Below are 24,578 nucleotides of genomic sequence, written 5' to 3' on the forward strand. Positions count from 1 at the left end.
GTAGAGAGAGAGCTTTTTAGTCGAAACCCCATAGTAGATTGAGACTATAACTGCGAAATTGTTCGTCGGCACTAATTAAATAAAAATTTTCTGCGATCGCTTGGGCAATCAAGATGCGATCGAAAGGATCGCGATGATGTAGGGGTAGAGAAAAAACTTTGAAAGTATGATGGTGTTCGATGTTGAGGGGCAAAATTGTAAGCTCCATCATTCTGCTTGGAATATGAATATCTGGCGTTTCTGGCAAAGGTAGTTTACCTAAGCCTGCTTTGATAGAAATTTCCCAAGAACTAGCAGCAGACAAATAAAGCTGATTATTTCTGTTTTTTAACATTGACTGAGCTTGTTTTCCCAATCGTTTGGGTTCTGTTAACGCCCAAAGAGAGATTTGCGTGTCAAGCAAAATTTTCATTCCATTGTACCACCTTCAAAGGCAGATAAAATATCTTCTGGTAAAGGAGCGTTGAAATCTTCAGGAACAGTAAATAGTCCTTCATCTTGACCTAAAACACGGTCTTCAAGTGGTTTCTCAATAGGTACGAGACGTACAATAGGTTTGCCAGCTTTAGCAATAATTATATCTTCACCTAAAACAGCACGAAACAGTAACTGAGACAAATGAGTCTTGGCTTCGTGAATATTAATTTGGGTCATGTCCAAAATATTAAACTAAGCTATTAGCTAAGTCTATGATAATTTCTCGATTTTTCTTTCGGCAGTGGCAATTAAGAGCAATTTCTCGTATAACTCAAAAATATGCTTAATAGTTCGTCATAATCAAATAATAGATAGTTAGACAATTGCCATAAAAAATGATGCTAAGACCAGAGCAAAGGTCTAAATTAGACGATACAAACGACAATGATTTTTATGCCCTTCCTCGCTTTGTCACTCACGTTGATGACAGTTTTATCGATCGCCTGACCGATTTATATCGCCAAAGATTGCAACCTAATACGTGTATTCTAGATTTGATGAGTAGCTGGGTATCTCATCTGCCATCAGAAATGCAGTTCGAGCATGTTGAAGGTCATGGATTAAATAAAGAGGAATTAGCTAAAAATCCTCGTTTAGATAGCTATTTCGTGCAAAATTTAAATAAAAACCCCAAACTACCTTTAGAAGATGCCAGTTTTGATGCGGTCTTAATTGCAGTTTCCGTACAGTATATTCAGTATCCAGAGGCAGTGTTTTCAGAAATACTCCGCATTCTCAAGCCAGGGGGAATTGTTATTATTAGCTTTTCCAATCGCATGTTCTATCAAAAAGCGATCGCTGCTTGGCGAGACAGTACGGAAACTAAACGAATTGGATTAGTAGAGCAATATTTTCGAGCCGCTCCTGGCTTTAGCAATCCAGAAACAGTAGTACATAAGTCATCAGTTCCTAGTCTTTGGCAAATGTTAGGGGTTATGGGCGGCGATCCTTTTTATGCGGTTATTGCCAGCAAAATCTAAATAAAAACCGATTGCCAAAAACTAGTTTAAAATAAGCTAGGATTTAGTAAATTTTTGTAAACATGGAATGAAGCTAGAAAGATCGTGAAACATGAAGATTTTATGCGTATAGCGCTTGAAGAGGCAAAAAAAGGCGATATGCCCTACGGTGCAGTGTTAGTAAAAGACGGAGAGATTATTCTTCAGGGACATAATACTTCCCAAACCGACAATGATGTCTTGGCTCATGCAGAAAGTAATGTTTTGCGAAGCTTTACCAAAAAAAACTCTTATTCATTGGATGCCTTAAAAGGCTATACCCTTTATACTACTTGTGAACCCTGTCCGATGTGTGCTGCGGCTTGCGTTTGGGCGGGTTTATCGGAAATTGTTTTTGGGGCTTCGATAAAAGAATTAATCGGTATTGGGTCAAAACAAATCGATATTGCTTGCGAAGAAATAGTTGCCAAAGGCTTTCAAAACATCAAAGTAACCAAAGGTATTTTAGCTCAAGAGTGTTTGGAACTCTTTAAATAAATGTTTGCTCTTACCAAAAACACTTCTCGCCAGAGAGAAATTGCTGAAGTAGTATTTCGTAACGGTTGGGACTATGCGCGGAGGCTGTTAACTGGCAATAATGCTGACGAGCCTCGTTTACCTTCTCCTGAAGTGCTGCGAAATATCTTAATTGAGTTAGGACCTGTATATGTCAAACTCGGACAGTTACTTTCTACTCGTCCCGATATTTTACCAGGACGCTATGTAGATAAGCTAACCGACCTACAGGCAAATGTTCCTCCCGCACCTTGGATTGAGGTAGAAAATCTCATCCGACAGCAGCTATCTCAACCGATAGAAGCAGTATTTGCATCTATCGATCGCGAACCAGTAGCGGCAGCTTCCATCGGGCAGGTATATCGCGCTACTTTGGTAGGCGGACAACAAGTAGCAATCAAAGTTCAGCGTCCTGGGATCGAAACAGTAGTAGATCGCGATATTTCTTTGATTAAAAGTCTGGCAGAGTTGGTTTCTTTTACCGAATTTGGTAAAGATTTTGATATTGTCGCTCTAGCTAACGAATTTACCGATGCAATTAAGAAAGAGTTGAATTTTACTACTGAAGCCGAACATACAGAACAGTTAAGACGCATTTTGTCAGAGAGCAACTGGTTTGATGCCAGCCAGATCATCGTTCCCAAAGTCTATTTCGATCTAACTACGCCAAAGTTGATGACCCTCGAATGGCTAGAGGGAAAGCCTATTTTACAAGCTAAAATAACGCCGACAGAGAAAAAAGACGAAGCGACCAGACGGGACGAAATTACCACGCTTTTGTTTCGGGCTTTCTTCAAGCAAATTTATATCGATGGTTTTTTTCATGCCGATCCCCATCCAGGAAATGTTTTTTATTTAGAGGATGGACGGGTAGCAATACTCGACTGTGGGATGATTGGCAGATTAGATCCCCGTACCCAACAGATTTTAACCGAAATGCTGCTGGCGATCGTAGATTTGGATGCCAAAAGATGTAGCCAGTTGACTTTAGAATTAGCCGAAGGCGGACAGCCAGTTAGTTTAGAACGCTTGAGCAATGATTACGATCGCATGTTGCGTAAATATTATAATCGCAGCATATCGCAAATAAATTTTAGCCAGGCTTTCTATGAAGTTTTGCAGGTATCGCGCAACAACAAAATTCGCCTGCCCAGCAATATGGGTTTGTATGCCAAAACTCTAGCCAACTTAGAAGGTTTAGCTCGTGGCTTCGATCCAGAGGTTAACTTTCTCGATCAGATTAAACCTTTAATGGTAGATTTATTCCGCCGTCAGCTGTTTGGCGAGCGTCCTTTGGAAACCTTACTGCGTATTGGTTTAGATCTTAAAAGCCTGTCTTTGCGATCGCCCAGGCAAGTAGAATTATTATTAGACCGTTTATCTTCAGAAACACTCAAATGGAATCTAAAAATTCGCGAAATCGATTTGCTGTCTTTAAGTATTGAAGATTCGGCTAACCGACTTTCTTTTAGTATTTTAGTTGGCTCATTAATTATGGGCGCAGCAATTATTTCTACTGGTTCGGCGACGACTCAAGTATCGATTGTCAGCAATGTTTTGTTTGCCGCAGCGAGTTTGTTGGGTTTGTGGTTAGTGTTTAGTATTTTGCGATCGGGAAGGTTGAGATAGAAGACTTTTGGGGTCAGGTGGCAGGGAAAATCCAGCTTCAAAATTAGCTTGCATTTCAGCGATATTATCACCCCAATGCAAGCACATAGCTTGTTAATAGTATCGAGTTCTCTTTGACTCATAGTTTTCTTAGTTCGGTCGCGGATTAAACTCTAACCATCGACCAACTAATTTACCATCGAGTTTTTGGCAACTAGCTATATTTGAAGTTATCCATATTGTTCTCAAATAACCGATGTTTGCTTCAATGCTTAACTGTAACGCTAGAAACTTCTAGAGATTAAAGAAGCCATAAGTCCGAAGGCATACGCTTCGCAATCGCACCAGTTTCAAACGTTTTAAACGCAGCAATCGGGTAAAATAACTTAAATAAACAATATTCTTAAAGAGGAAATCCCATCCCATGACTGCCGTAATCTATTTCACGACTATCTTGCTTCTGTATACAGGTATTGCTCTCGGACTATATTTCGGTCTACGTAAATTTAATATTATTTAACTACTGCACTTACTTAGTATTGAGTTGGGTTAGATTAGCCGATCGACCCAGCTTTTGAGTAATTTAATCGTTCGATTACTGTCTTGCAAGGCACAATAGTATAAGTATAAAAAGCATAATTGACAACAGAGCCAATGGTTCAAACCCTATAAAGTTGTTGATATTGGTTAACTTAACTAAAGAGAGGCTAGTTTTGGACGAGTCATATCAAGATTACATCAATCGGGTAGCTAGGCTAACTCTTCCAGCTACTTGTTCGTTACAGCTGGAGACTATTCAGCAGTCACCCAAATTTGTTGAGGGCAAGGCTACTTCTTTTCCTGGCTACAGTATTATCACCCCTCCAGGTCAAGAAGATGGTGCTAATGAAAGTTTTTACCGACAAATAGAAATCTTACAGCAACAATTATCGTTATCTTTAGAATCAAATTTGTTTGTTCCCCTGCCGCCCGATAGTTTTCACGTCACAATAGCAGATTTAATTTGGGAAAATAATTATCTTCAAGCGGTAGCAGAAAATGCTGATTTTGAATCGCAGTTAAGAAAACAGGTTGAGTTTAGTTTTCAACAATATAAAGACTCAACCTCAGTAAAAACTTCTTCTCAGTGGCAGTTATGGGGAGTTGCAATTCGCCCTCGCGCAATTATGGCTTGTTTGGTACCTAAAGACCGCGATAGCTACCAGCAAATAATTGACTTACGTAGTTCCCTGTATCAAAACTCTGGTTTAATTGGATTGGGAATCGAACAACAATACGATTTTACCGCCCATGTTACTTTAGGCTATTTTGACAAGATTCCCACAAGTTTCAATCGTAGCCAACTGTGTATAATTCTGTCCCAGATGAACGATCGCCTGTTAGATAAGATCGAGCCATCAATTTTTGACATCAAACGGATAGAGCTACGTAAATTCGATACTATGATAGATTACTATCGCGAGTCTGATTGGGCAGCAGTTACCATGAACGGTAAACCTTAAACTAAATAGTTAGCAGCAAAAAAACGGTTGAGATTATCTAAAAACACCTTAAACCATCCCATACTAGAACAAAGTTTTGCCATTATCGATCGCGAAATTGGCAAACACAATCTCAACCCGCAAGAATATGCGATCGCTAGGCGGGTAATTCATGCTACGGCAGATTTTGAATTTCTCAATTTACTAAAATTCAGTCACGGAGCGATCGCCTCTGGTATTGAGGCTATTTCTGGGCAAGCACCGATTGTTACCGATGTAACAATGGTAAAACAGGGAATACAGACTTTGGTTAGCAAGACTTTTAATAATCCGATTGTTAGCGCGATCGAACTAGCACCTACTGCGATCGCCGGTCGAACTCGAACCGAAACTGGTTTACTCAAATGTTGGCAAGAGTATCCCCAAGCTATTTATATTATTGGTAACGCACCTACGGCTCTATTAGCTTTGTGCGAACAATTATCTAACTTACAAACCGTACCGCCACTAATTATTGGCGTACCTGTAGGCTTTGTATCTGTAATAGAGTCCAAACGTACCTTAGCCGAACTAAAAGTTCCTCAGATTCTTACTACAGGTAGAAAAGGCGGTTCTGCCGTTGCTGCTTCCATCCTTAATGCCTTAGTGATTTTAGCTACTGAAACCTTTAAAGGATAAATAATAGAGCTTACTTATCCTTTGGCATTGAGTAAAAGCACTAGAACAAAACTATGCGTCTAGGCATTGTAAGCAATACCGCGATATTTAAGAATGGCTGCTTTGGCATTGACGGTAAAAGAGAATAATGGAGTAGAAGCAGGACAAAATTAAATCAACAGCAAAACAATTTAGTTTAAAAAATGCTGTTAAATACTTCGTTTTGAGCAAGACTCTTAAAATAGGGATCGCTTTGAGCTTGTTGGCGATATTTAGCATCAAGAGCGATCGCCTGCTTTAAATTATCTACTGCCTCTGAGGCTCTATCTAAAGCAGCGTAACAGATTGCTTTGTTGTAGTAAGCTACGGCATAATCAGAACGGATTTTTAAGGCGCGATCGCAACTGGCTATAGCTTCTTCATATTGCTGTTGCTCGATTAAAATTCTGGCTTTATAGTTCCAAGGCTTGATTAATTGGGGATTTAACTCTACCGCTTTATCAAAAGAAGCCAGCGCATCTTCATAGCGTTCTAGCATCTCTAAAGCCATACCGCGATTCATCCAGGCTACAGCACTATCTGGCTGGATTTGTACTGCCCGATCGAAAGATTGGAAAGCTGGTTCGTGTTTAAGCAACATACCTAATGCTACCCCCCGATCTACCCAAGCCTGATAGTATTCGGGATCGCTCGCTACTGCTCGATCGTAACTGGCGATCGCCTCCTGGTAGCGTTTCATTCGACTTAAGGTAATACCGCGATTGCACCAAGCTTCTGGTAAATTTGGTTCGATTCTACCTGCTTTGTTAAAAGCAGAAATTGCTCCTTCATATCTTTGTAACTCTCTCAAGGCAATACCGCGCTGATTCCAGGCAGTGTAGCTGTCTGGCTTGAGTTCTAAAGCGCGATCGAATAGGGCGATCGCTTCTTGATATTCATTTTGCTCTAATAGCTGGTTTCCTTGTTGAATAAACTCATCGGGATCGACAAATAGTTGAGGATGATTTTGTTGCAGTCGTTCTAATGGTTCACTCAAAGTTTGTAAGTTTTGTTGGATTTCTGTTAGGGCAGAGGCAGCAATATCCTGGGGATTAATCTCGGCTAAATCTGCCAGAATTTTTTCTTTTTGAGTTTGAGCATCGGAGTATAGTTGCGAAAACTGCTTGGTATTGTCGGTTTGTAACGTTTCCAAATTTCGCGCTATCGATTCTTGCTGCTGTTGTATTTGCGATCGCGCTGCCGTAAATTGTTCTTTCAGTTCGGTTTGCAATTTTCCTAAATTCTTTAGTATTTCCTCTTTTCGAGCCTTAATTTCCGAGTCTTCTCGATTCAGGCGATCGCTAAATTGCCTTTCTTGTTGCTGTAAATTGGCTAAACTCCGGTCGATCTGGCGAGTGATTTGGGATTGTGAATTTGATAGTTTAGCAGCCAGTTCTGTCCCCAAATTTTCGAGATTTTTGGTTGCGGCTTCTTGCTGTTGACGAACTTTTTGTTCGCTACTAATTTGTAGTTCGGAAAGTTGTCGGGCAAATTTAGATTCTAATTGATTGAGACTTTCTACGAGAGTATCTTTTTGTTGACGTGCTGTTGCTTGCAGTTTTGATAATTGATTGGTAAATTCCGTTTTTGAACTTTGTAGATTTATCCGAAACTGCTGCTTTTGTTCCTGCAAATCGGTTTGTAGTTTGGTAAGCTGAGGTGCTAATTGAGAACTAAACTGTTTGAGTTTTTGTGCTAGTTCATCTTTTTGCTGTCTTGCCGATAATTGCAGTTTGGATAACTGTTCTGTAAAAGTAGTTTGTGCTTGCTGTAGCTCTTGTAAGATAGTAGCTTGCTGTTGACGAACTTCTGTTTGCAAATCGGCAAGTTGAGGCGCGAACTCAGAGGCTTGACTAGTCAGGTTCTCAAGAATAGAATTTTGTTTTTCCTCAGCTGCCTTTTGAAACTGCATGAGTCGTTCGGCAAACTCACTGGCTGATGTTTCTAAATCCCGAACTAATGTTTGTTGTTTTTCTTTAACCTCTGCCTGAATCAAATCGAGCTTGGGAGAAAATTCGGAACTCAAGTTGGCTAAGTTTTGCAGCAGCAGATCTCTTTGTTCTTCAGTATGGGTTTGTAATTCTTTTAACTGGCGATCGCTTTCAGTTTCTAGCTGTGCTAGTGTTTGACGATAAGAGCCAAGTTCGCCGTCGATAGTTGTTAATCCCTGTTGATGAGTTTCAGAGAATTTTGCGAGTAGTTCTGAAATAGCTTCTCGTTCTTGATTTAGTTCTTGGTGAAAATTTTCTACCTCGCCTTCCAACCGAGTATTAGTTTGACGAGCATTTTCTAAAATCTGTTGTAAATCTTTAGTAACGCCGTTGAGTTGAGTCTTAGCGGCATCTAGTTCCTCAAGATTGGTACTAACAAGATGTGCCACCTCTCTAATTACTGCTCTTCGCAACAGCCATAAAGATATAATCGCTCCTGTTAACAATAACGCTAAAGTAACTAAAATAATTAGATTAAATTGAGCTATGGTTCGGCTAAAAAAGCGGTCGGCTTCAGCTTCTATTTGTTCTCTAGTTGGACTGTTTGGTGGTAGTTGTTCTACTTGCGATGTTTGTGCTATTGCAGTGTCGGGAGTGATAGTCCAACCTATAGGTAATAGTAAGGTTAGCAAAATCAGACTATTCTGCGATCGCCAGAGCGAAAATTTGGGATATTTATTACTCATCACAACTACCTCTGTCTATTAATGACATTATTCCAGTATTTACTTCAGGGTAAACAAAATCGCTCTTTCTTTTAGAGTAATATTCTAGTTTTTGTCTTCCTCGTTATTGTCTGGTATATTTATTGATCTGCTCGACTTGAAAACAAAGTTAAGTAGATAAAATCATTAGTAGAAGCTAAATTTTAAATTTTACTGCATCTGTTAAGTATTTTAAATTGCTATATCGGGTTAATAGAAGAATTAAGCCCATAGGCTAGCAACATAGTTTTGTGGGAAAATAAAAGACTGCTTCTCAAATATTAATGGAGGAAACTAATTATGGTTCAACTTAGATTAGGCGATACAGTACCTGATTTTACTCAAGCTTCCAGTATGGGAGATATCTCATTTCACGAATGGGCGGGAGATAGCTGGGTAGTTCTGTTCTCTCACCCGGCAGATTACACTCCAGTTTGCACCACCGAATTGGGTGAAGTAGCAAAATTAAAATCTGAATTTGACAAGCGTAATGTCAAAGTAATTGCCCTAAGCGTTGACGATACCGACTCTCATCAAGGCTGGATTAACGATATTAACGAAACCCAAACTACTAACGTTAACTATCCGATTTTGGCTGATTCGGATAAAAAAGTGTCAGATTTATATGACATGATTCATCCTAATGCTAATGCTAAGGTAACGGTTCGTACCGTTTTTGTAATCGATCCTCAAAAGAAACTGCGTCTAACACTAACTTATCCTCCTAGTACGGGGCGTAATTTTGATGAAGTTTTGCGCGTAATTGATTCTTTGCAGCTAACTGATAACTATCAGGTGGCTACTCCTGCTAACTGGGAAGAAGGAGAAGATGTAGTTGTCGCCCCCACTATTCCTACCGAGGAAGCCAAACAAAAATTTCCCAAAGGTGTTACTGAAATTAAACCTTATCTACGGATGACTCCCCAACCAGACAAGTAACTTTGTTTGTCTGTCAGCAAAAAAAGCGGACAGAATAAATAAGCAATTGGGGTGGGTATTACCTACCCTTTGCTTTTTGGTATTGTTATACAGTATGCGAGCATACATATTATATTTCGATCTTAGCCACACTCAGTCTCTCGCCCTAGTAACCGATCGCCAAATTCAGGTAATCTGAAAATTAAGTAGTTAAATTTTTAGATATGGATATTAAAAACGGTTTTGTTGCCACAGTAGGTAACACGCCTCTGATTCGCCTCAATAGCTTTAGTGAAGAGACGGGATGCGAAATTCTCGGTAAAGCTGAATTTCTCAATCCAGGCGGTTCGGTAAAAGACCGTGCGGCATTGTTTATTATTGAAGATGCCGAAGCCAAAGGATTGTTAAAGCCTGGAGGGACTGTAGTCGAAGGAACTGCTGGTAATACTGGAATTGGTTTGGCGCATATTTGTAATGCTAAGGGTTATAAGTGTCTGATTATTATTCCCGAAACTCAATCTCAAGAAAAGATTGACATGCTCAGAACTTTAGGGGCTGAGGTGCGTTTAGTACCTGCCGTACCTTATAAAAATCCCGATAATTACGTCAAAGTATCGGGGCGTTTGGCAGCAGAAATGGAAAATGCTATTTGGGCAAACCAGTTTGATAATTTAGCCAATCGTCAGGCGCATTATGAAACTACGGGCAAAGAAATCTGGCAGCAAACCGATGGACAAATAGATGCTTGGGTAGCAGCAACGGGAACGGGGGGGACTTATGCAGGCGTATCTTTGTTTCTCAAAGAAAAAAATCCCGATATACGCTGCGTGGTAGCCGATCCTATGGGTAGTGGTCTTTATAGCTATGTCAAAACAGGAGAAATTAATAGCGAAGGTAAATCGATTACCGAAGGCATTGGCAATAGCAGAATTACCGCTAACATGGAAAATGTACCCATTGATGATGCTATTCAAATAGATGATAAAGAATGTATTCGCGTTCTCTATCAGCTATTACAAAAAGACGGATTATTTATGGGCGGTTCGGTTGGTATTAACGTCGGCGCAGCAGTAGCCCTGGCTAAAGAAATGGGTCCTGGTCATACTATTGTTACAGTTCTCTGTGATGGTGGAGGGCGATATCAATCTCGCATTTATAATCCTCAATGGCTAGCAGAAAAGGGTTTGTCGCTAGATTGAGTATAAATTTATGAATAAATCGCCAAAGCGAGTGGTAATTTGCTTGGGGCGAAGCTGTCGCAAGTATAATTCTCAAAAAGTTTTAGCTGCTTTCAAACAGAATCAAGATTTATTAGCAGAAATAGAATTAGATACTGTTAAATGTTTGGGACAATGCGGCAATGGTCCGATGGTTTCGATCGAGCCAGATGGAGTTTGGTACTCTCAGGTTAGACCGAAAGAAGTTCCGCTAGTTATCGAACAGCATTTAATCGGTCAATCTCCAGTAAGAGAAATGCTGTATCCTAAATTTCATTCAAAAAAGTAGATGATTTTAAAAGTCAAAAGCTAATTTAATTAAAAATTTTGTCTGAGTATATTTGAAGAAGAATAAACTTTTATCTGTTATTACGTAACCTTAATTCTAGTTAAGTAATATTAGCGATGCTATATCTAAAGTCTATCGTTTACTTTTAAAAAGGTATAAACAATTAGACTTTATTCACAAACAAAGATTTTATGCGTCATTTTTCTGGTCTGTCCAAACATATCTTATTAAATCGCAATGTTATAAGTATTACTGTGGTTGCGTTAAGTTTTAACTTAGTTAATCTTCCTGTAACACAAGCTTTTGAGAGCAATAACAAATTTAACGCTTCTCCTCTAATAATTGCGCAGAACCAAGAAAAATTAAAAGTAGCAGTTTTAGATTTCGATTTTAGTAGCGTTAGCGATCCTGGGTTGTTATCGATTTTTTCAGGAGGATCTAAAGGAGTTAGCGATATTTTAGTTAATAAGTTAGTTTTAAATGATAACTACAAAGTCATAGAACGAAGTCAAATTGACGCTGTTTTAAGAGAGCAAAATTTAGGTGCATCTGGCAGAGTTGATGCTAGTAGTGCTGCTAAAATCGGTCAAATTTTAGGAGTACAGGCTGTCATTATTGGTTCGGTAACGCAATTTGACCTAGAACAAAAAAATTCTGGTGTTAATGTATTCGGAATTGGTACTGGAGGTAAAAAAACTAATGCCTACGTTCGATTAAATGTTAGAGTTATCGATACTAATACAGCAGAAATTATTATGGTAGCTGATGGTGCTGGTACGGCAAATCAATCAGACAAAAGTATTAACATTTTGGGTGTAAGCAGCAGTTCCAATACTAGTAATGAAGGTAAATTATTGACTGTTGCTACCGACCAAGCAGTAGATGAAGTCGTTAAATCATTAGATGCCAATTCAGCAAAGCTAGCTACTTCACGTACAACCAATTCTACCGTTCCAGCTTTAGTAGCTGATATTAGCGGCAGCACAGTTGTTTTAAATAAAGGAACTGTCAATGGTTACAAACCAGGAATGAAATTAACAATCGAGCGAGTAAGTAAAGAAATTAAAGATCCCGAAACAGGAACAGTCATTCGCCGACTCACAGAAACAATAGGTACAATAGAATTATTAGAGGTAGATAATAGTTCTAGTATTGCTAAAGTTATTTCTGGTTCAGAATTTGAAATTGGCGATATAGCTAAACCAAGTAATTAGATTAATGGAAAATTAATCAGTAGTTGTTGTAAGGAGCGATCGCAAATATGCTTTTAATTTAAGTTTGGTCTTTAGCAATCGCGATAAAGTAAAGGAGTTACTTTAGCAACATAATTGACAAGTAATTGTTCGGCTCGTTCGTCAAACAAACTGCCATCAACTCGATTTAAAACCATTATCGCTCCTAATAGCTTGTCTCGATCCTGAAAGGGAACCGCCAGCGCAGTCTCGATTCCCAAGCTTTTAACGTAATCTTGCCGCACGCGAGGATCGCCTGAAGTTTTAGCAACTAATACGGGACAATTACTATTCATTGCCGTACCGCATAAACCAGAAGTAGCAGTCGCGCCTCGTTTATCTTTAATCGCTGCTGCGTGTTTGCCGGCAGCAGCAGCATAGTAAAGTACCTCTCCGTTTGATTCGGCTACTGCCACAACTGCCGTTTCAGCTTGCAGCAGTTCTAAAACTTCGCTTGCTATCTTATCTAGATCGTTTGGCTCGCTCATAAAGGAATTTATAACTATTCGGATATCTCTACCAAAGCTTTGAGTGGCAGGTATTGACGAAAATAATTATAATATAAGTAATTACAAGGGGCCGTAATGGTTTCGACAGGTTAGTGAAAGCTAACCCGTGATACAGGTCGAGAGTGAGTATTCTCTCGTAAATCAAGACTCAAACTTAAATATAGATGCAAACAACATCGTAAAATTTGAGCGTCAGGCTGTAGTAGCCTAAGTCAAACTCTGACTTGCTCGTCTTTAGTTTGACTCCGTTAAGAGCTAAAGACAAAACCCCAACGGATGCTCCGATTGGTCTTCTCTGGTAGACCGATTGGCTAAGACTTTACCAGTGCATCCCACCGTCAGGGATAAGTGACGGTTCCCGCTCCGAGGATAAGAGGAGATAAGCCTGTGAACGAGCGGATCGTCAATAGCTAGTCTGGACAGCAGTTCGACTCTGCTCGGCTCCATTTTTTTAAGTAGCGAGTAAAAAGTAAAAAGTTTTACATAAGCTTTTATTTTTAAGCAATCAGATTTTTTGTTTTCACTGTTCAATCGAGTTAAACTTGCTACTCGCTACTTTCTACTTTCAAGTAACATCGCTGCTTTCCAACTCCTCGGCTTCGGCTAGAGTAGCTTCGGCATTACTATTACTCGTACCGCGAACGTATCTAGATTTGAGCTTTTCTAGTAGTTGTGATAATAATAACTGCATTTCGCTTTGAGTGGCGCGATCGCGCAATTCTTGACGTAAAGTTTGGGTAAAATTCTGACTGAGACTATCAAACAAAGCTCTACCTTGGGCATCTCCGTAAGAATTTGCCAAAACATCATAAGTAGCTTTTGCTAAATAGTCTCCTAAATTTTGAGTCATTTCATCGGGAAGATTGGCAATACCTGGAACTTGCTGTAATGTCCGATAAAAATCTGATTCTTGTATGGCTTCTCTCAGGCTATGTTGCAGTAAAGCTTCGACATCTGGCTGTACTTGAGGTAAAACCTTGTAGATTGTCAAACCAATAAGCCGATCCAAGATCCGATCTATTTCACTATCGTCTTTAGTATTGGGCTTTGATTCTAATAATTCTGCCACTAGTTCACCGCCAGTTATAGCCTCCTGACTTTGATTGAGTAACTGTACTACGGCAAACATCGAAGCTTTATTAGATAGATAAGCTACGGGTTCGTGAGTAATCTGAGCTAAAATACCGCCCAAATTTATTAATTTAGATTTGTGTAAGCGTATTCCTACAGGAATTACTCGCAGCCAACGCCAGAAAGGAAGTAAAAAAATCGCATCATACCAGTGACGTAGTAACATATTGCCCCAACCAATATTTTCGCGCTGCCGCGCTAGCCACCAAGTTCCACTGAGATAATCGATCGCCAGACAAATTACGAAAAATAGATCGATGTGCCAGAAATTATCTATATAAGTCCCGTTTGCGTCGATATGACGATAGAAATTGCTTTTTAGTAAAGGTTCGATCTTATGTTCCCAGAAGCTTATAGCAGGTTCAAAACCAAAGTCAGCTAAATATTCTTTGCTCCAAAACTCCGTAAAAGCATCTATAGACGAACGAGTATTCATCTGATATTCCATACGTCGCTTCAGTTTGGCAAAAGTAGCGGGTTTGTCTGCATCTAAAAAGGGATTTTCGGCAATGAGAGTCAGGCTTTGTTCTTGTAAGGAATTTAACAGTTTGGCGGTAGAATCTGACTTTAAGCCAGCTTGCGGTAATGCTGTTTTTAGCTGTTCTACTGTAGCTAGATAAGTTTCGGTATCGGGATGAGGCTCGATCGCCTTTACTGGATCGTATAGCTTTACTAAAGTGGGAGTATATTGCAAATAAGTATCTCTTAGAGGTAAGTAGCTGAGATTGAATAATACTAATATTAGATTTAGTAATGCGATCGCTGCTGGTAACTTACGCCACCAACTCTGACGATAGTTTTCGATTATTTCTTGTTTGCTATGTTGATGTTTTTTGATATTCACAACTGAAGCTGAAATTTAATTAAACTTTTTTTGGAAAGTAAATAGTCGGGCAATGCCATAAACGGCAAAGCTGGCGATCGCTCCAGGCAGCACTTCATAAATAGAACCCGATAGTCCGAGAACGCCATTCCAAATAGCAGCAGTAGCAATACCGACTACCATCATAGTTACGCCTACTACAGAATTAACGGAAAATTGCCAGACTCTGAGCATCAATAAGGGAGCCAATCCACAGGCTAATGCCGACCAGGCAAATACACCCAAAGCGAACATATTTTTATTACTAGTTAGAGCGATCGCCACAATAATTGCCGTCACGATTAGCGTTCCCACTTTAACCAATTTATATGACCCTGACATTTTGGGAAACAAATCTTGAGTTAGAGCGGCAGAACAAGAGAGTATTTGCGAGTCAGCAGTAGAAATTACGGCAGAAAATATTCCCGCTAAAATTACGCCTACTAACAAGGCTGGTAATAATTCTGTTGCCATTTGCGGTAGTGCCAGTTCGGGATCGCCACCATCAATTAACCCAGGAAGTAATACTCTGGCACTCAAACCAACCAAAACCGCAGCCGTAGAAAAAACTACATAGGAAACAGCATAGATATTGCGAGTAATGCCAATGTTTTCTGCATTATCTAAAACCATCGCTCGCACCATAATATGAGGTTGACCTACTACACCTACACCAGCAGCCAACCAACTGAGCATAAATAAGGCAAAACCAAACTTTAGATTGGGTGGAATGGGATTAACTAAAGTAGGATCGATCGCTGCTAACTGTTGCCACATTCCTGTTATTCCGCCACAAGCACTTATTGCCACAAATAGTAGCATCATCATGGCAAACACCATCAGCACTGACTGCACCGCATCCGTCCAGATAGAGGCGCGAATACCACCAGAAAAGCAATAACTGACGACAATAACCGCACCAAGAAAAATCCCCCAACTGTAGTTCCAGCCAAAAACTGCATAGAGTGCTTTGCTGCCTGCCAACAGTTGCGCCGCAGCATAAGCTCCTAAAAAGGCAATAGTTACTAGTGCTGAAATAATGGGTATAGAGCGATCTTGATTATTTTGCCCCAGAAATGCTCCAATTGTCTCCGAACCAGTTGCTTCAGAGGATATTCTTAAAGGTTTGTGAACAAAAAACCAAGCCAGATAATCGCCTAAAAACCAACCGACAAGCAACCATACCGAAGAAATTCCTACCTGATAAGTCCAGCCAATAGTGCTGATAAACATCCCACCGCTGTGAGCCGTAGCAAAAGCCGATAGACCAGTAAGCCAGGGGTTGACGCTACGACTGGCTAGTAAATAATCGGTTGTATTGTTTTGTTTTTGCGATGCAGAATAAATTCCTACCCCGACAAATAAGAGTAAAAACAGAATAAAGCTGAGAGCAATTACAACTTGACTCGACATTATCGGTAATTTCTATGCTTATAGAGTTCAACGGATTTTAACTTATCTTAATTGCGTTTGATCTTTTAAGACATAGTTGATTTTTATCCCTACTTATTCCCGATTTTTCTTTTTAATGTAGATAACTCAGAAAACTGCATAAGTTTTAACCCTCACATCTATTAATTATTAACAACAAAAGGAGATCGAATTATGAAATTACGTTTTTTAGGACAAGCTTATTCTGCTACTCACAATTGTATTGAAACAACTCCCGCTCAATACACCGCTCATTTCTTAGGACGTAGCTATACCCCCTCTCTTCCTCAAATCAAGAGCGATCCTCAACTGGGTCTAATCAAGAAATATCGTGGTGTTGCTTACAATGCCTAACTGCATAACTTTCTTTATTCAGTTGTATAAATAACCAAACAAAAACAATGATTAGTGCAAATAGAGTTGCTACTAAATGTGAGTTCGACAGGGTCAAAAAACAGTAATTAGTCTAGTTTTGGACGTTTCTTATTATTAGAGACCAAAACTAGACTAATTGCTTAAATTTCTAAAATCAATACTGGAAGAAGATTATGGGCAAAGTCGGACTCGAACCGACACGTATTGCTACGGCACATTTTGAGTGTGGTGCGTTTACCAATTTCGCCATTCGCGAGAAAGTTGCAACCTAAAAATTGACAGTACTCAAACCATTACGGTGTAAAGGGTGTAGATAAAGAACAGTAGCCAGATATGCTCTCTTGATATTGAGATGATTTAGGATTTTCCATCAATAAAATCGAAAAAATTGGGTAAAACTTGGGTAATCGATAATTACCCGAATGTACGTATACGATAAAAAGTCAAAAATAGGTAAAGTATCTATCGAGCAGCATTATAGTAGGATGAGTAATTTTGGTCACTCTCAAAATTCCTCTGATACTCATGCCATTGAGATATATTTCAATGCACGTTTGTTTGATTTGTGAAGAGTATGTTTTGAAACAAGGATAAGCTACATATTGAGTACCACAATTTTTTACACCTATATGACTGTTTCCCTCACCAAAAACCATTTTTCTTGCTTTGAAACGACTTACATTTTGGACATTCCATTAGCCAAAAACTAATAATCTTAACTACTCGATTTTAAATCCAATAGCATTACACATCTACCAACGCCTCTAATATATAACGTTCTCAGCTATTTTCTGCTTCTAGTTTTTCCCGATCAAAGTTTCAAAAACCGACTTTATTTAGCTTCCATCCAGTTTTTACCTGCATGAACTTCCACGAGTAAAGGAATACTTAAGCTAACAGCATCTTCCATCGCCGAAATAATTAGTGGCTGCAATTCCAACCATTCGTCAGGTGGAACTTCTAACACTAGTTCGTCGTGAACCTGTAATAGCAAACGCGCCTTATACTTGGCTAAAGTGTCGTGCAGTTTTATCATCGCAATTTTGATAATATCAGCACTAGAACCTTGAATGGGTGCGTTGGCTGCAGCTCTTAGTATTTGCATATCGGAGTAGCCATAGTTAAGATTAACTAAATCGATCGCTTGCGGATCGCTACCTTTAAGTTTTCTCAAACTATCGCTAGTTAGATTGACATATCGCCTTCTACCCAGAATAGTCGTAACATATCCTAATGCGATCGCCTGTTTTTTCACTCCTTCTAGATAAGCAAAAACTTTGCCGTATTTCTGGCGATATTTTTCAATAAACTGTTTGCCGACTTCGGCTTTAAAACCAGACTCTCTAGCAAATCTTTGCGCTCCCATGCCGTAGATTACGCCAAAGTTTATTATTTTACCCAAGCGTCTTTCTTCGGCAGTTATTTTTTCTTTTTCAAATAACAGTTGAGCGGTGACGCTGTGAACGTCGCGACTGTTGCGATAAGCTTCTACTAATACGGGTTCTTGACTTAAATGAGCCAAAATTCTTAACTCTATTTGCGAGTAGTCTGCGGCAACTAATAGCCAGTCATCTTGTGGAATAAAAGCCTTGCGAATCTGGCGAGAAAACTCAGTACGAATGGGAATATTTTGTAGGTTGGGATTAGAAGAAGAAAGCCTTCCCGTAGCAGTAACCGCCTGATTAAAATCTGTATGCACGCGGTTGGTATCTTGGCGTACTAAAGCAGGCAAGGCATCGACATAGGTAGATTTAAGCTTAGCTAAAGTCCGATACTCTAACATAGTATCGATAATTGGATGATCGCCTTTAAGCTTTTCTAATACTGCCTGGTTAGTAGAATAACCCGTCTTAGTTTTACGGGATTTTTTACGATCTAAATTGAGGCGATCGAACAGAATTTCGCTTAGTTGTTTGGGAGAACCTAAATTAAATTCTTCCCCCGCATAGTCATAGGTTTTAGCTTCGATTTCCTGTAAATCTTTATCTAGCTTTTGAGAAAATTCTTTTAAATATTCAATATCCAAGCGAACGCCAGTAGTTTCCATTTTTGCCAATACTGGTTCTAAAGGCTGTTCGATATCTAATAGTAGTTTTTCTAAATCGGGATACTGTTTTAGTTCGGCTTTTAATTTCCCGACTAAATAATAAGTGGCATAAGTATCCAATCCACAGTAATCTGCTACTTTGGCTATATCTAAATTAGCAATAGTTTGTCCTTTGCCAATGCCTAAATCTTTATAGCTAGTTGCAGCAATTTCCAAACCATAACGTTCTGATAGATCTCCCAAATTATGAGTAGTTTCGGGATTTAGTACATAGCTAGCCAGCATGGTATCAAAAACTACCCCCGCTAGTTCGATTCCCTGATGGTGTAATACTAAGCGATCGAATTTAGCATTTTGTAAGGCTTTGGGATAGTCGGTACTTTCTAATATGGGTTTTAAAGCCGATAATACTTGCTGTTTGTCTAACTGCTTGCCTTCTGTATGGTTGAGGGGAATATATGCCACTTGCGAATCAGTTTCTCCCCAGCAACAGCCAATACCGACTAATTCTGCATCGCGGGTATCTAAAGCAGTGGTTTCGGTATCCCAAGCCACAGGGTGTTCGATATCTGTATACTTTTCTAAAGTGGCAATTAGCTCTTGCAGTTTGGTTTCAGTGTCGATAACTTGAGTATTTAACTTGGGTTTAAAAACTTCTGGCTTAACTGGTTCTGTTTCTGCTACTGTATCTTCATCACCAAATAAAGATAGCTGACCGTTACTATTACCACTAGGCTGACAAGTAATAATTACTTTCTGGCGATCGCTCGAAGCCTCTCCCCCCAATCTGGTTTGCAAACGGTCTATACTGGCGATCGCTTTATTTAACTCTAATTCTTTTAGCAGGGGAATCACTAAATCGGCATCGAACCCCTTTAATTTACATTCTTCTAAGGTAATATTTACAGGAGTGTCTAAATGAATTTGGGCTAAATATTGCGAATGTAGCGCATCGTCTTTGCCAGTCTCTAGCTTCTTTTTTACCGCGCCTTTAATTTTATCGATGTTTTGATAGATAGCTTCTAAACTGCCGTATTCATTTAATAATTTGACCGCCGTTTTATCCCCAATTCCCTTAACTCCAGGAATACAGTCTGAAGGATCGCCGCACAAAGCTTTATAGTCTACTATTTGTTCTGGGGTAATGTTCATCTTGGCTACTACCGCAGCGCGATCGAACTCTAAATAGTTTTTAGAACTGCTTTTTAAGGCTTTGTTATCTAAATAGAGTACGCCGATATTTTTATTATCGTCTACTAACTGAAATAAATCGCGATCGCCACTGACAATTTTAACCCTGTACCCTGCTTCGCTAGCCTGTCTGGCTAACGTCCCTAAAATATCGTCGGCTTCGTATTCGGCTTTAGTGGCTATAGTTAAATTCAATGCCGTCAATAGCTGCTGCAAATTTAGAATGTCGGGAATAAAATCTTCTGGCGTTTCGGTACGATTGCTTTTATAGTTAGGATCTGCCTGATGGCGAAAAGTTGGTTCGCTGCGATCGAAAGCTACCGCCATTAACTGCGGTTGTTCGGCATCTAACACCTGTAATAAGGAATTGAGAAACCCAAAACAAATACTGGTGGGAACTCCTGCCGAAGTAATCAAAGGTCCACTGCGAGAATTGCTAAAAGCATAATAAGCGCGAAAAGCTAACGAGTGACCGTCAAGCAAAATAAATAGTGGTGCTTCTCGATCTGAAATGCTTAAATTGTTGGAAGTGGCTTGAGACATAAAAATATCTATTGTAACTAGTTATAAAGCTGTTCTAATATCGGTGGAATAAAATTTTGTATTTTAAAAAGGCTAAAGTCACTTGAATTCTAAAGTCTGAAGCCTCCAAAAACCTCCAAAAAATTGATATCCCCTATGTGACCGAGGATTATCATAAATGTATCAAAATAATAAGGAATGTTTCTATAGATCGATAACCGTAAACAATAGTAAAATTGCTGGAAATAGTTTTGGGTTGATGTTAACTTGTATTCAGGTACAGAGAAGTACACCAAACTTCTTCCCAAGATTGATTGTAGCGCGTACCTCCTGCTTCAATCTACACGATAACTTCCTTCGAGAAAGCAAAAAATTAGGCGATTCCTAATTTGTTTTGTTAATAAAGGGTAAGCAAATTAGGAACGCAATCATAGCCAGAATTGGTAAGTTGCTAATCTGTTGTTAATATAGTTATTGTGCAATACTTGTAAACTTTATTATTACTTTTCAAGCTTTTAATTGTTTAAATTACAAACGTCTCATTGGGAATTCTTCATCAAATTGATGACACAAGAGAGAGCAGACTAAAATAGTTTAGTTGTGTTGTAAAAGGATGGATTTTTAATCGATTCGAGTCTGTTTCTCTCTTCCCAAAATTTTTCTCTTTCCGAAATTCAAGCAAAATACATATACATAATAGTAGAACGATTAATGATAAGAAGGTCATAGTCGTTTTTTCGCATTTTTGATGTTATTACAAACTACAAAAAACCTCAATTGCCTGCCAAATCTCCTGTTTCATATCAGCCAAACTATGATCGCTGTCTAGTTCGATTAATTTAACTTCAGAATGCTGACTAGCATCAGAATGCTGACTAGCATAATTACGGCTGGCAGCAATAGGAATCACTTCATCATCAGTACCATGAAGAATTAAAGTAGGTAGCGATCGCGCTAATTGAGTTTCATCATAACTTTCGGCATCGCTTACAAAGCCATAGTGTAGGGGCAGCAATTTATCTTCTCCGTAATGATAGACAGATAGATAACCAGTTTTTTGCCATAGGTTTAATTGCGTCTTTCCCAATCTTGGCAGCCAGTGAGCTAAAAAATTGAAGGCTGGTGCGAGAAGTACCAAACGTTGCACTTGAGGATATTTTTCTGCCAGCCATACCGCAGTTAAACCACCGAAGCTAGAACCGATGAGAGTTACGGAAGTATTGATGGGAGGAAAAACCGCAGCAGTTTGCTCTAGTTGCCTGGTGAGAGTAAGGTGTGAAAAATCTCCCCGATTGAGATCGAGAACTTTTAAATCTAAATTTAATTCGGCAAAGCGATCGCGCAAGTAACAAGCTTTGTTAGATTGGGGACTAGAAGCAAAACCATGTAGATAAATGTATGCCGTTTGGTTCATGATTGGCTACAAAACTGTTGCATCATCATGGGATAGTTTAGGTTGACTTGCGGTGCGACCCCGCGTCACGTTGCGAAGCTTCTCTGAAAGAGTAAGGCGCAAGGGAACGCGCACCGTTGGGGACCTGGGGAAGTTTCTAGTAGAGTTAAATCTCCTAGTCTCCCCGTCTTCTAATCTCCCCTCTGTCTTACTCCCATGAATAGCCAAGTTCGATCATAGTAGGTTCCATAATTTCTTTGATTTCATCGAGAATATTTTGATTCAAAGATTTTTTCCACTTGTTGATTCTGTTGGGATCGCCAGTCGTTTTAGCAAAATCTATAATTGGACTGGGATTTTCTATGTCTAGAAAATTTATTAGTTTGGTAAATTCCTCTTGAGGATTATTAATCAAATCTTCATATCTAACTTCTATATAGCGATCGCTCGGTAATTTCCTACCTTCTTTAATACCGATTGTCATGGTTGCTGCCCACTGCTTGGCGAGTAAAGTTTGAGTAGAATATTTGTCAATCCACTCACTCCATCCTGGCGGTCTGGCACCCCAAAAATCTAATTCAACTCCTAGCATTGACTTAAGCCGAGAAGATACACGGGGAATTAAGGTATACCATTCCCAAAACGATACGTTTTTCAAGCGATTTCTAATTTCTATCCAGGGTATGCCTTTGGGTTTGTTTAATTCCTTTTTAGTAGAGTTAATAACCGATCTCCCGTCCCTGATTAACATAATAACTTTGGCATCTGGAAAAACTGCATGTAGAAACGGAATTCTCAGACAGTTTCTAGGAGTTTTATCAACGATGTATTTTTTGCCAGATTTTTCTAAGCGTTTGGCAAACCTTTTTTTAATGTAGCTTTTTATTTTAGGGGTAAGATTTTGTTCGGTCAAAACATCATTGGCATTACGAGAATTACCCCAACTCCATACAGCATTGTTTTCATACCAGCAATCAATATCTGGATGTTGCTCGAAAGTTTTCCCCAACCAAGTCGTACCAGATCTGGGTGCGCCAAGAATAAAAATGGGTTTATCAGCTGCCATTGCTAAATTAGTTTGTTCTCTATAGACAAAGAAATTATAGCCAACTATATCATAAGCTCAATAGCATTCCAATAAATTTGGCAATAAATAACTATCTAAAATCATTAATACAGATCGACAAAATAGTATTTTGTTTCTCTACAAAAATTATTGTTGTATTTAGACTTTTTAAGGTTTTTTTGTTTAAAACTAATAAAAAATAAATTTTTAATAAAGTTATCGACAAAGACAATCGTATTACTGTGACTATTATTATCGCAAGCTTATTGGCAAGGCTTTTAAGCATCGTCAACTCAGTACAAAATACAAAACCCAACCAAATTTCCTGGTAGTTATAACGATTTTGTAGTGTTATCAAGTCAGATCGAAATCACACTTATTTTTGCCAAATAAATTTATAAAAAAGATGGATTAAGTAATATATGTTTTGGCAAAAAATTTAATATGAGAAGTTTGTTTATATTTTTAAAATCTTTAGACAATAAAATCAAAGCTTCGATTGAGCAGCGACCCTGCGGACGGAACGTCCGCCAAAGAACGCGCTGCTTTGGATATGCTGAGGGAACCTCAGCATCCCTCTCGCTCAACGTAGTTCTGTTGAGTCTGACTATGCTGGCTAGCAGTCTGGCTTTATTTGCTCCAGCTACTAATGCCGAAGAAAAAAAAGCTCGCAGTACAGATTCTTTTATCGACTCAATTGGAGTAGTAGCTCACATAGGTTATTACGGTACTTCCTACAGTCAATTTGACACAATTGTCAAACCCAGATTACAAGAGTTAGGAGTGCGCCATGTGAGAACCAATGTCGATCCTGGTGCTAGAGCTGCTGCTAAAACTGTTTCCAGGCTTAAAGAATTAGCCAACATGGGAATCAAATTCAATCTCGTTATGGATCCTACGGAATTGAGTTTAACTGAAACCATGAAAGTTTTAAAAACTTTCGGTGATGCCATAGAATCCGTTGAAGGACCAAATGAATGGAATGCTCCTAAGTTAGCAAAAACAAAATCCTACAAAGGCAAGTACTTTCCCGAAGGACTAAAGCTCTATCAGGCAGATTTATATAAAGCTGTTAAAAGCGATCCCGCTACCGCTAGAATACCAGTTATTTCGCCCGCCCTGTCTAATGAAACTGGACTGGCAAAAACTACAGCTAGAATGGGAAAAGTAGCCTGTGATATTAACAACGCCCACGAATATCCAGGGGGAAGACATCCCAACAATGCAGGTTTACCATACCATATACCCAATTATCTTTCAGTTTGTGGTAAAGATAAGCCCTTAATATCTACAGAAACTGGCTACAACAACGCTAGAAAACTATCCAAAACTGTATCGGAGCAAGCTGCTGCTAAATATTTACCACGACTACTGTTTGAATTTTACAATCAAGGATTCGATCGCTCGATTATTTATGAATTAATGGACAAACAGCCCAACCCTAGTTACGACAAAAGGCATTTGCACTGGGGACTTCTTAGAGCTGATGGTTCGAGAAAACCAGCTTTTAGAGCAGTTAGAAACGTAATTGATATTTTAGATAACTCCGATCTTACGACAACTACCCAAGTTCCCCTCGGTACTTTAGACTACGACATAAAAGGAGACATGACCGACGTTCATCAAACCCTGCTACAGAAACAAGATGGACGATTTTATCTGGTTTTATGGCAAGAAGTAAACAGCTACGATCTAAAATCAAAAATAGATCTTAAGGTGCCAATTCGCACTTTAAATATACTTTTTAATACTGACATTAGCCAGTTAAAAGTATACAAACCTAACTGGAAAGCAGGTGCTGTTAGAACTGTTACCAATCCCAGAAGGTACACTTTAGGCATACCAGATCGCGTAATTATTCTTGAGTTGACACCAGATCGCTAACAAGTAACAAAACATAATAGTCTCACCCTTATTAATGTAA

General features: G+C 39.1%; 20 protein-coding genes, 1 tRNA gene and 1 other RNA gene. 12 read left to right on the plus strand and 10 right to left on the minus strand.

The window, feature by feature from the left end:
• Nucleotides 1-16: 16 nt before the first annotated feature.
• Both KV40_RS18730 and KV40_RS18735 read right to left on the minus strand, forming a co-directional pair.
• The gene (locus tag KV40_RS18730; RefSeq protein ID WP_036484744.1) at nucleotides 17-412 is read right to left on the minus strand and encodes a type II toxin-antitoxin system VapC family toxin; all 396 of its coding nucleotides are present in this window, start codon (nucleotides 410-412) and stop codon (nucleotides 17-19) included.
• The gene (locus tag KV40_RS18735; protein WP_036484746.1) at nucleotides 409-654 is read right to left on the minus strand and encodes a type II toxin-antitoxin system Phd/YefM family antitoxin; all 246 of its coding nucleotides are present in this window, start codon (nucleotides 652-654) and stop codon (nucleotides 409-411) included. The genes KV40_RS18730 and KV40_RS18735 overlap by 4 nt, the downstream gene beginning before the upstream one ends.
• A 158-nt stretch (nucleotides 655-812) precedes the next feature.
• Here KV40_RS18735 and KV40_RS18740 point away from each other — a divergent pair, with 158 nt between their 5' ends.
• From KV40_RS18740 to KV40_RS18760, 5 genes are all read left to right on the plus strand, one after another.
• Nucleotides 813-1,457, plus strand: a complete 645-nt coding sequence (locus KV40_RS18740) for a class I SAM-dependent methyltransferase (RefSeq protein WP_036484747.1) — start codon at nucleotides 813-815, stop codon at nucleotides 1,455-1,457.
• A gap of 84 nt (nucleotides 1,458-1,541) precedes the next feature.
• Nucleotides 1,542-1,973: a nucleoside deaminase gene (locus KV40_RS18745; protein WP_156114083.1), complete on the plus strand. Its 432-nt coding sequence runs from the start codon at nucleotides 1,542-1,544 to the stop codon at nucleotides 1,971-1,973.
• A complete protein-coding gene (locus KV40_RS18750; protein ID WP_036484750.1) occupies nucleotides 1,974-3,620 on the plus strand; it encodes an AarF/ABC1/UbiB kinase family protein in 1,647 nt (548 codons plus the stop codon). It abuts the gene before it with no gap.
• A gap of 692 nt (nucleotides 3,621-4,312) precedes the next feature.
• Nucleotides 4,313-5,101 (plus strand): DUF1868 domain-containing protein, encoded by a 789-nt coding sequence (locus KV40_RS18755; protein ID WP_036485042.1) that lies wholly within the window; start codon nucleotides 4,313-4,315, stop codon nucleotides 5,099-5,101.
• 27 nt (nucleotides 5,102-5,128) lie between these two features.
• Nucleotides 5,129-5,758, plus strand: a complete 630-nt coding sequence (locus tag KV40_RS18760; protein ID WP_036484751.1) for a cobalt-precorrin-8X methylmutase — start codon at nucleotides 5,129-5,131, stop codon at nucleotides 5,756-5,758.
• A gap of 175 nt (nucleotides 5,759-5,933) precedes the next feature.
• On the opposite strand, the gene KV40_RS18765 is transcribed toward KV40_RS18760, so the two are convergent.
• On the minus strand, nucleotides 5,934-8,453 hold the full coding sequence (locus KV40_RS18765) for a tetratricopeptide repeat protein (RefSeq protein ID WP_036484752.1): 2,520 nt from the start codon (nucleotides 8,451-8,453) through the stop codon (nucleotides 5,934-5,936).
• Between the two features lie 318 nt (nucleotides 8,454-8,771).
• Between KV40_RS18765 and KV40_RS18770 the strand changes: the two genes are divergently transcribed.
• The 4 genes from KV40_RS18770 (at nucleotide 8,772) to KV40_RS18785 (ending at nucleotide 12,109) form a co-directional block, all read left to right on the plus strand.
• Nucleotides 8,772-9,410, plus strand: a complete 639-nt coding sequence (locus KV40_RS18770) for a peroxiredoxin (RefSeq protein WP_036484753.1) — start codon at nucleotides 8,772-8,774, stop codon at nucleotides 9,408-9,410.
• A gap of 203 nt (nucleotides 9,411-9,613) precedes the next feature.
• Nucleotides 9,614-10,588: a cysteine synthase A gene (locus tag KV40_RS18775; protein ID WP_036484754.1), complete on the plus strand. Its 975-nt coding sequence runs from the start codon at nucleotides 9,614-9,616 to the stop codon at nucleotides 10,586-10,588.
• A 10-nt stretch (nucleotides 10,589-10,598) separates the two neighbouring features.
• Entirely contained in the window at nucleotides 10,599-10,895 is a 297-nt protein-coding gene (locus tag KV40_RS18780; RefSeq protein ID WP_052055763.1) for a ferredoxin, read from the plus strand.
• A 191-nt stretch (nucleotides 10,896-11,086) separates the two neighbouring features.
• Nucleotides 11,087-12,109, plus strand: a complete 1,023-nt coding sequence (locus KV40_RS18785) for a CsgG/HfaB family protein (RefSeq protein WP_052055764.1) — start codon at nucleotides 11,087-11,089, stop codon at nucleotides 12,107-12,109.
• A 71-nt stretch (nucleotides 12,110-12,180) separates the two neighbouring features.
• Here KV40_RS18785 and KV40_RS18790 read toward each other — a convergent pair whose 3' ends face one another.
• Nucleotides 12,181-12,615 carry a GAF domain-containing protein gene (locus tag KV40_RS18790; protein ID WP_036484756.1) on the minus strand — a complete coding sequence of 145 codons (435 nt, stop codon included), beginning with the start codon at nucleotides 12,613-12,615 and terminating at the stop codon, nucleotides 12,181-12,183.
• An 87-nt stretch (nucleotides 12,616-12,702) separates the two neighbouring features.
• Here KV40_RS18790 and ssrA point away from each other — a divergent pair.
• Nucleotides 12,703-13,085, plus strand: a transfer-messenger RNA (tmRNA) gene (gene ssrA, locus KV40_RS33515).
• Between the two features lie 116 nt (nucleotides 13,086-13,201).
• On the opposite strand, the gene KV40_RS18795 is transcribed toward ssrA, so the two are convergent.
• Together KV40_RS18795 and KV40_RS18800 are read right to left on the minus strand one after the other, a co-directional pair.
• Nucleotides 13,202-14,611 carry a hypothetical protein gene (locus KV40_RS18795; protein WP_216595639.1) on the minus strand — a complete coding sequence of 470 codons (1,410 nt, stop codon included), beginning with the start codon at nucleotides 14,609-14,611 and terminating at the stop codon, nucleotides 13,202-13,204.
• A 15-nt stretch (nucleotides 14,612-14,626) separates the two neighbouring features.
• Complete coding sequence (locus KV40_RS18800) at nucleotides 14,627-16,042, minus strand: sodium/proline symporter (protein WP_036484757.1); 1,416 nt, start codon at nucleotides 16,040-16,042, stop codon at nucleotides 14,627-14,629.
• A 192-nt stretch (nucleotides 16,043-16,234) separates the two neighbouring features.
• Here KV40_RS18800 and KV40_RS18805 point away from each other — a divergent pair, with 192 nt between their 5' ends.
• Entirely contained in the window at nucleotides 16,235-16,414 is a 180-nt protein-coding gene (locus KV40_RS18805; RefSeq protein ID WP_036484760.1) for a DUF4278 domain-containing protein, read from the plus strand.
• Nucleotides 16,415-16,609: 195 nt separating this feature from the next.
• On the opposite strand, the gene KV40_RS18810 is transcribed toward KV40_RS18805, so the two are convergent.
• The 4 genes from KV40_RS18810 to KV40_RS18825 all read right to left on the minus strand — a co-directional run bounded on the left by KV40_RS18810 (nucleotide 16,610) and on the right by KV40_RS18825 (nucleotide 22,654).
• Nucleotides 16,610-16,689, minus strand: a tRNA-Leu gene (locus KV40_RS18810).
• Nucleotides 16,690-17,267: 578 nt separating this feature from the next.
• Nucleotides 17,268-20,216, minus strand: coding sequence for a DNA polymerase I (gene polA, locus KV40_RS18815; RefSeq protein WP_052055765.1), 2,949 nt, complete (start codon nucleotides 20,214-20,216; stop codon nucleotides 17,268-17,270).
• Between the two features lie 733 nt (nucleotides 20,217-20,949).
• The gene (locus KV40_RS18820) at nucleotides 20,950-21,609 is read right to left on the minus strand and encodes a YqiA/YcfP family alpha/beta fold hydrolase (protein ID WP_036484765.1); all 660 of its coding nucleotides are present in this window, start codon (nucleotides 21,607-21,609) and stop codon (nucleotides 20,950-20,952) included.
• 187 nt (nucleotides 21,610-21,796) lie between these two features.
• Nucleotides 21,797-22,654, minus strand: a complete 858-nt coding sequence (locus tag KV40_RS18825; protein WP_036484767.1) for a sulfotransferase — start codon at nucleotides 22,652-22,654, stop codon at nucleotides 21,797-21,799.
• A 444-nt stretch (nucleotides 22,655-23,098) separates the two neighbouring features.
• Between KV40_RS18825 and KV40_RS18830 the strand changes: the two genes are divergently transcribed.
• Nucleotides 23,099-24,538, plus strand: a complete 1,440-nt coding sequence (locus KV40_RS18830; protein ID WP_036484769.1) for a hypothetical protein — start codon at nucleotides 23,099-23,101, stop codon at nucleotides 24,536-24,538.
• Nucleotides 24,539-24,578: the final 40 nt, after the last annotated feature.

It is taken from the genome of Myxosarcina sp. GI1 (genome assembly GCF_000756305.1).
Taxonomy (GTDB): domain Bacteria; phylum Cyanobacteriota; class Cyanobacteriia; order Cyanobacteriales; family Xenococcaceae; genus Myxosarcina.

Bases quoted from the DNA above. Each gene is read 5' to 3' on its own strand.
- KV40_RS18730 (WP_036484744.1), bottom strand. From the start codon at position 412: ATGAAAATTTTGCTTGACACGCAAATCTCTCTTTGGGCGTTAACAGAA.
- KV40_RS18735 (WP_036484746.1), bottom strand. From the start codon at position 654: ATGACCCAAATTAATATTCACGAAGCCAAGACTCATTTGTCTCAGTTA.
- KV40_RS18740 (WP_036484747.1), top strand. From the start codon at position 813: ATGATGCTAAGACCAGAGCAAAGGTCTAAATTAGACGATACAAACGAC.
- KV40_RS18750 (WP_036484750.1), top strand. From the start codon at position 1,974: ATGTTTGCTCTTACCAAAAACACTTCTCGCCAGAGAGAAATTGCTGAA.
- KV40_RS18765 (WP_036484752.1), bottom strand. From the start codon at position 8,453: ATGAGTAATAAATATCCCAAATTTTCGCTCTGGCGATCGCAGAATAGT.
- KV40_RS18770 (WP_036484753.1), top strand. From the start codon at position 8,772: ATGGTTCAACTTAGATTAGGCGATACAGTACCTGATTTTACTCAAGCT.
- KV40_RS18775 (WP_036484754.1), top strand. From the start codon at position 9,614: ATGGATATTAAAAACGGTTTTGTTGCCACAGTAGGTAACACGCCTCTG.
- KV40_RS18780 (WP_052055763.1), top strand. From the start codon at position 10,599: ATGAATAAATCGCCAAAGCGAGTGGTAATTTGCTTGGGGCGAAGCTGT.
- KV40_RS18785 (WP_052055764.1), top strand. From the start codon at position 11,087: ATGCGTCATTTTTCTGGTCTGTCCAAACATATCTTATTAAATCGCAAT.
- KV40_RS18790 (WP_036484756.1), bottom strand. From the start codon at position 12,615: ATGAGCGAGCCAAACGATCTAGATAAGATAGCAAGCGAAGTTTTAGAA.
- KV40_RS18800 (WP_036484757.1), bottom strand. From the start codon at position 16,042: ATGTCGAGTCAAGTTGTAATTGCTCTCAGCTTTATTCTGTTTTTACTC.
- KV40_RS18805 (WP_036484760.1), top strand. From the start codon at position 16,235: ATGAAATTACGTTTTTTAGGACAAGCTTATTCTGCTACTCACAATTGT.
- polA (WP_052055765.1), bottom strand. From the start codon at position 20,216: ATGTCTCAAGCCACTTCCAACAATTTAAGCATTTCAGATCGAGAAGCA.
- KV40_RS18820 (WP_036484765.1), bottom strand. From the start codon at position 21,609: ATGAACCAAACGGCATACATTTATCTACATGGTTTTGCTTCTAGTCCC.
- KV40_RS18825 (WP_036484767.1), bottom strand. From the start codon at position 22,654: ATGGCAGCTGATAAACCCATTTTTATTCTTGGCGCACCCAGATCTGGT.
- KV40_RS18830 (WP_036484769.1), top strand. From the start codon at position 23,099: ATGAGAAGTTTGTTTATATTTTTAAAATCTTTAGACAATAAAATCAAA.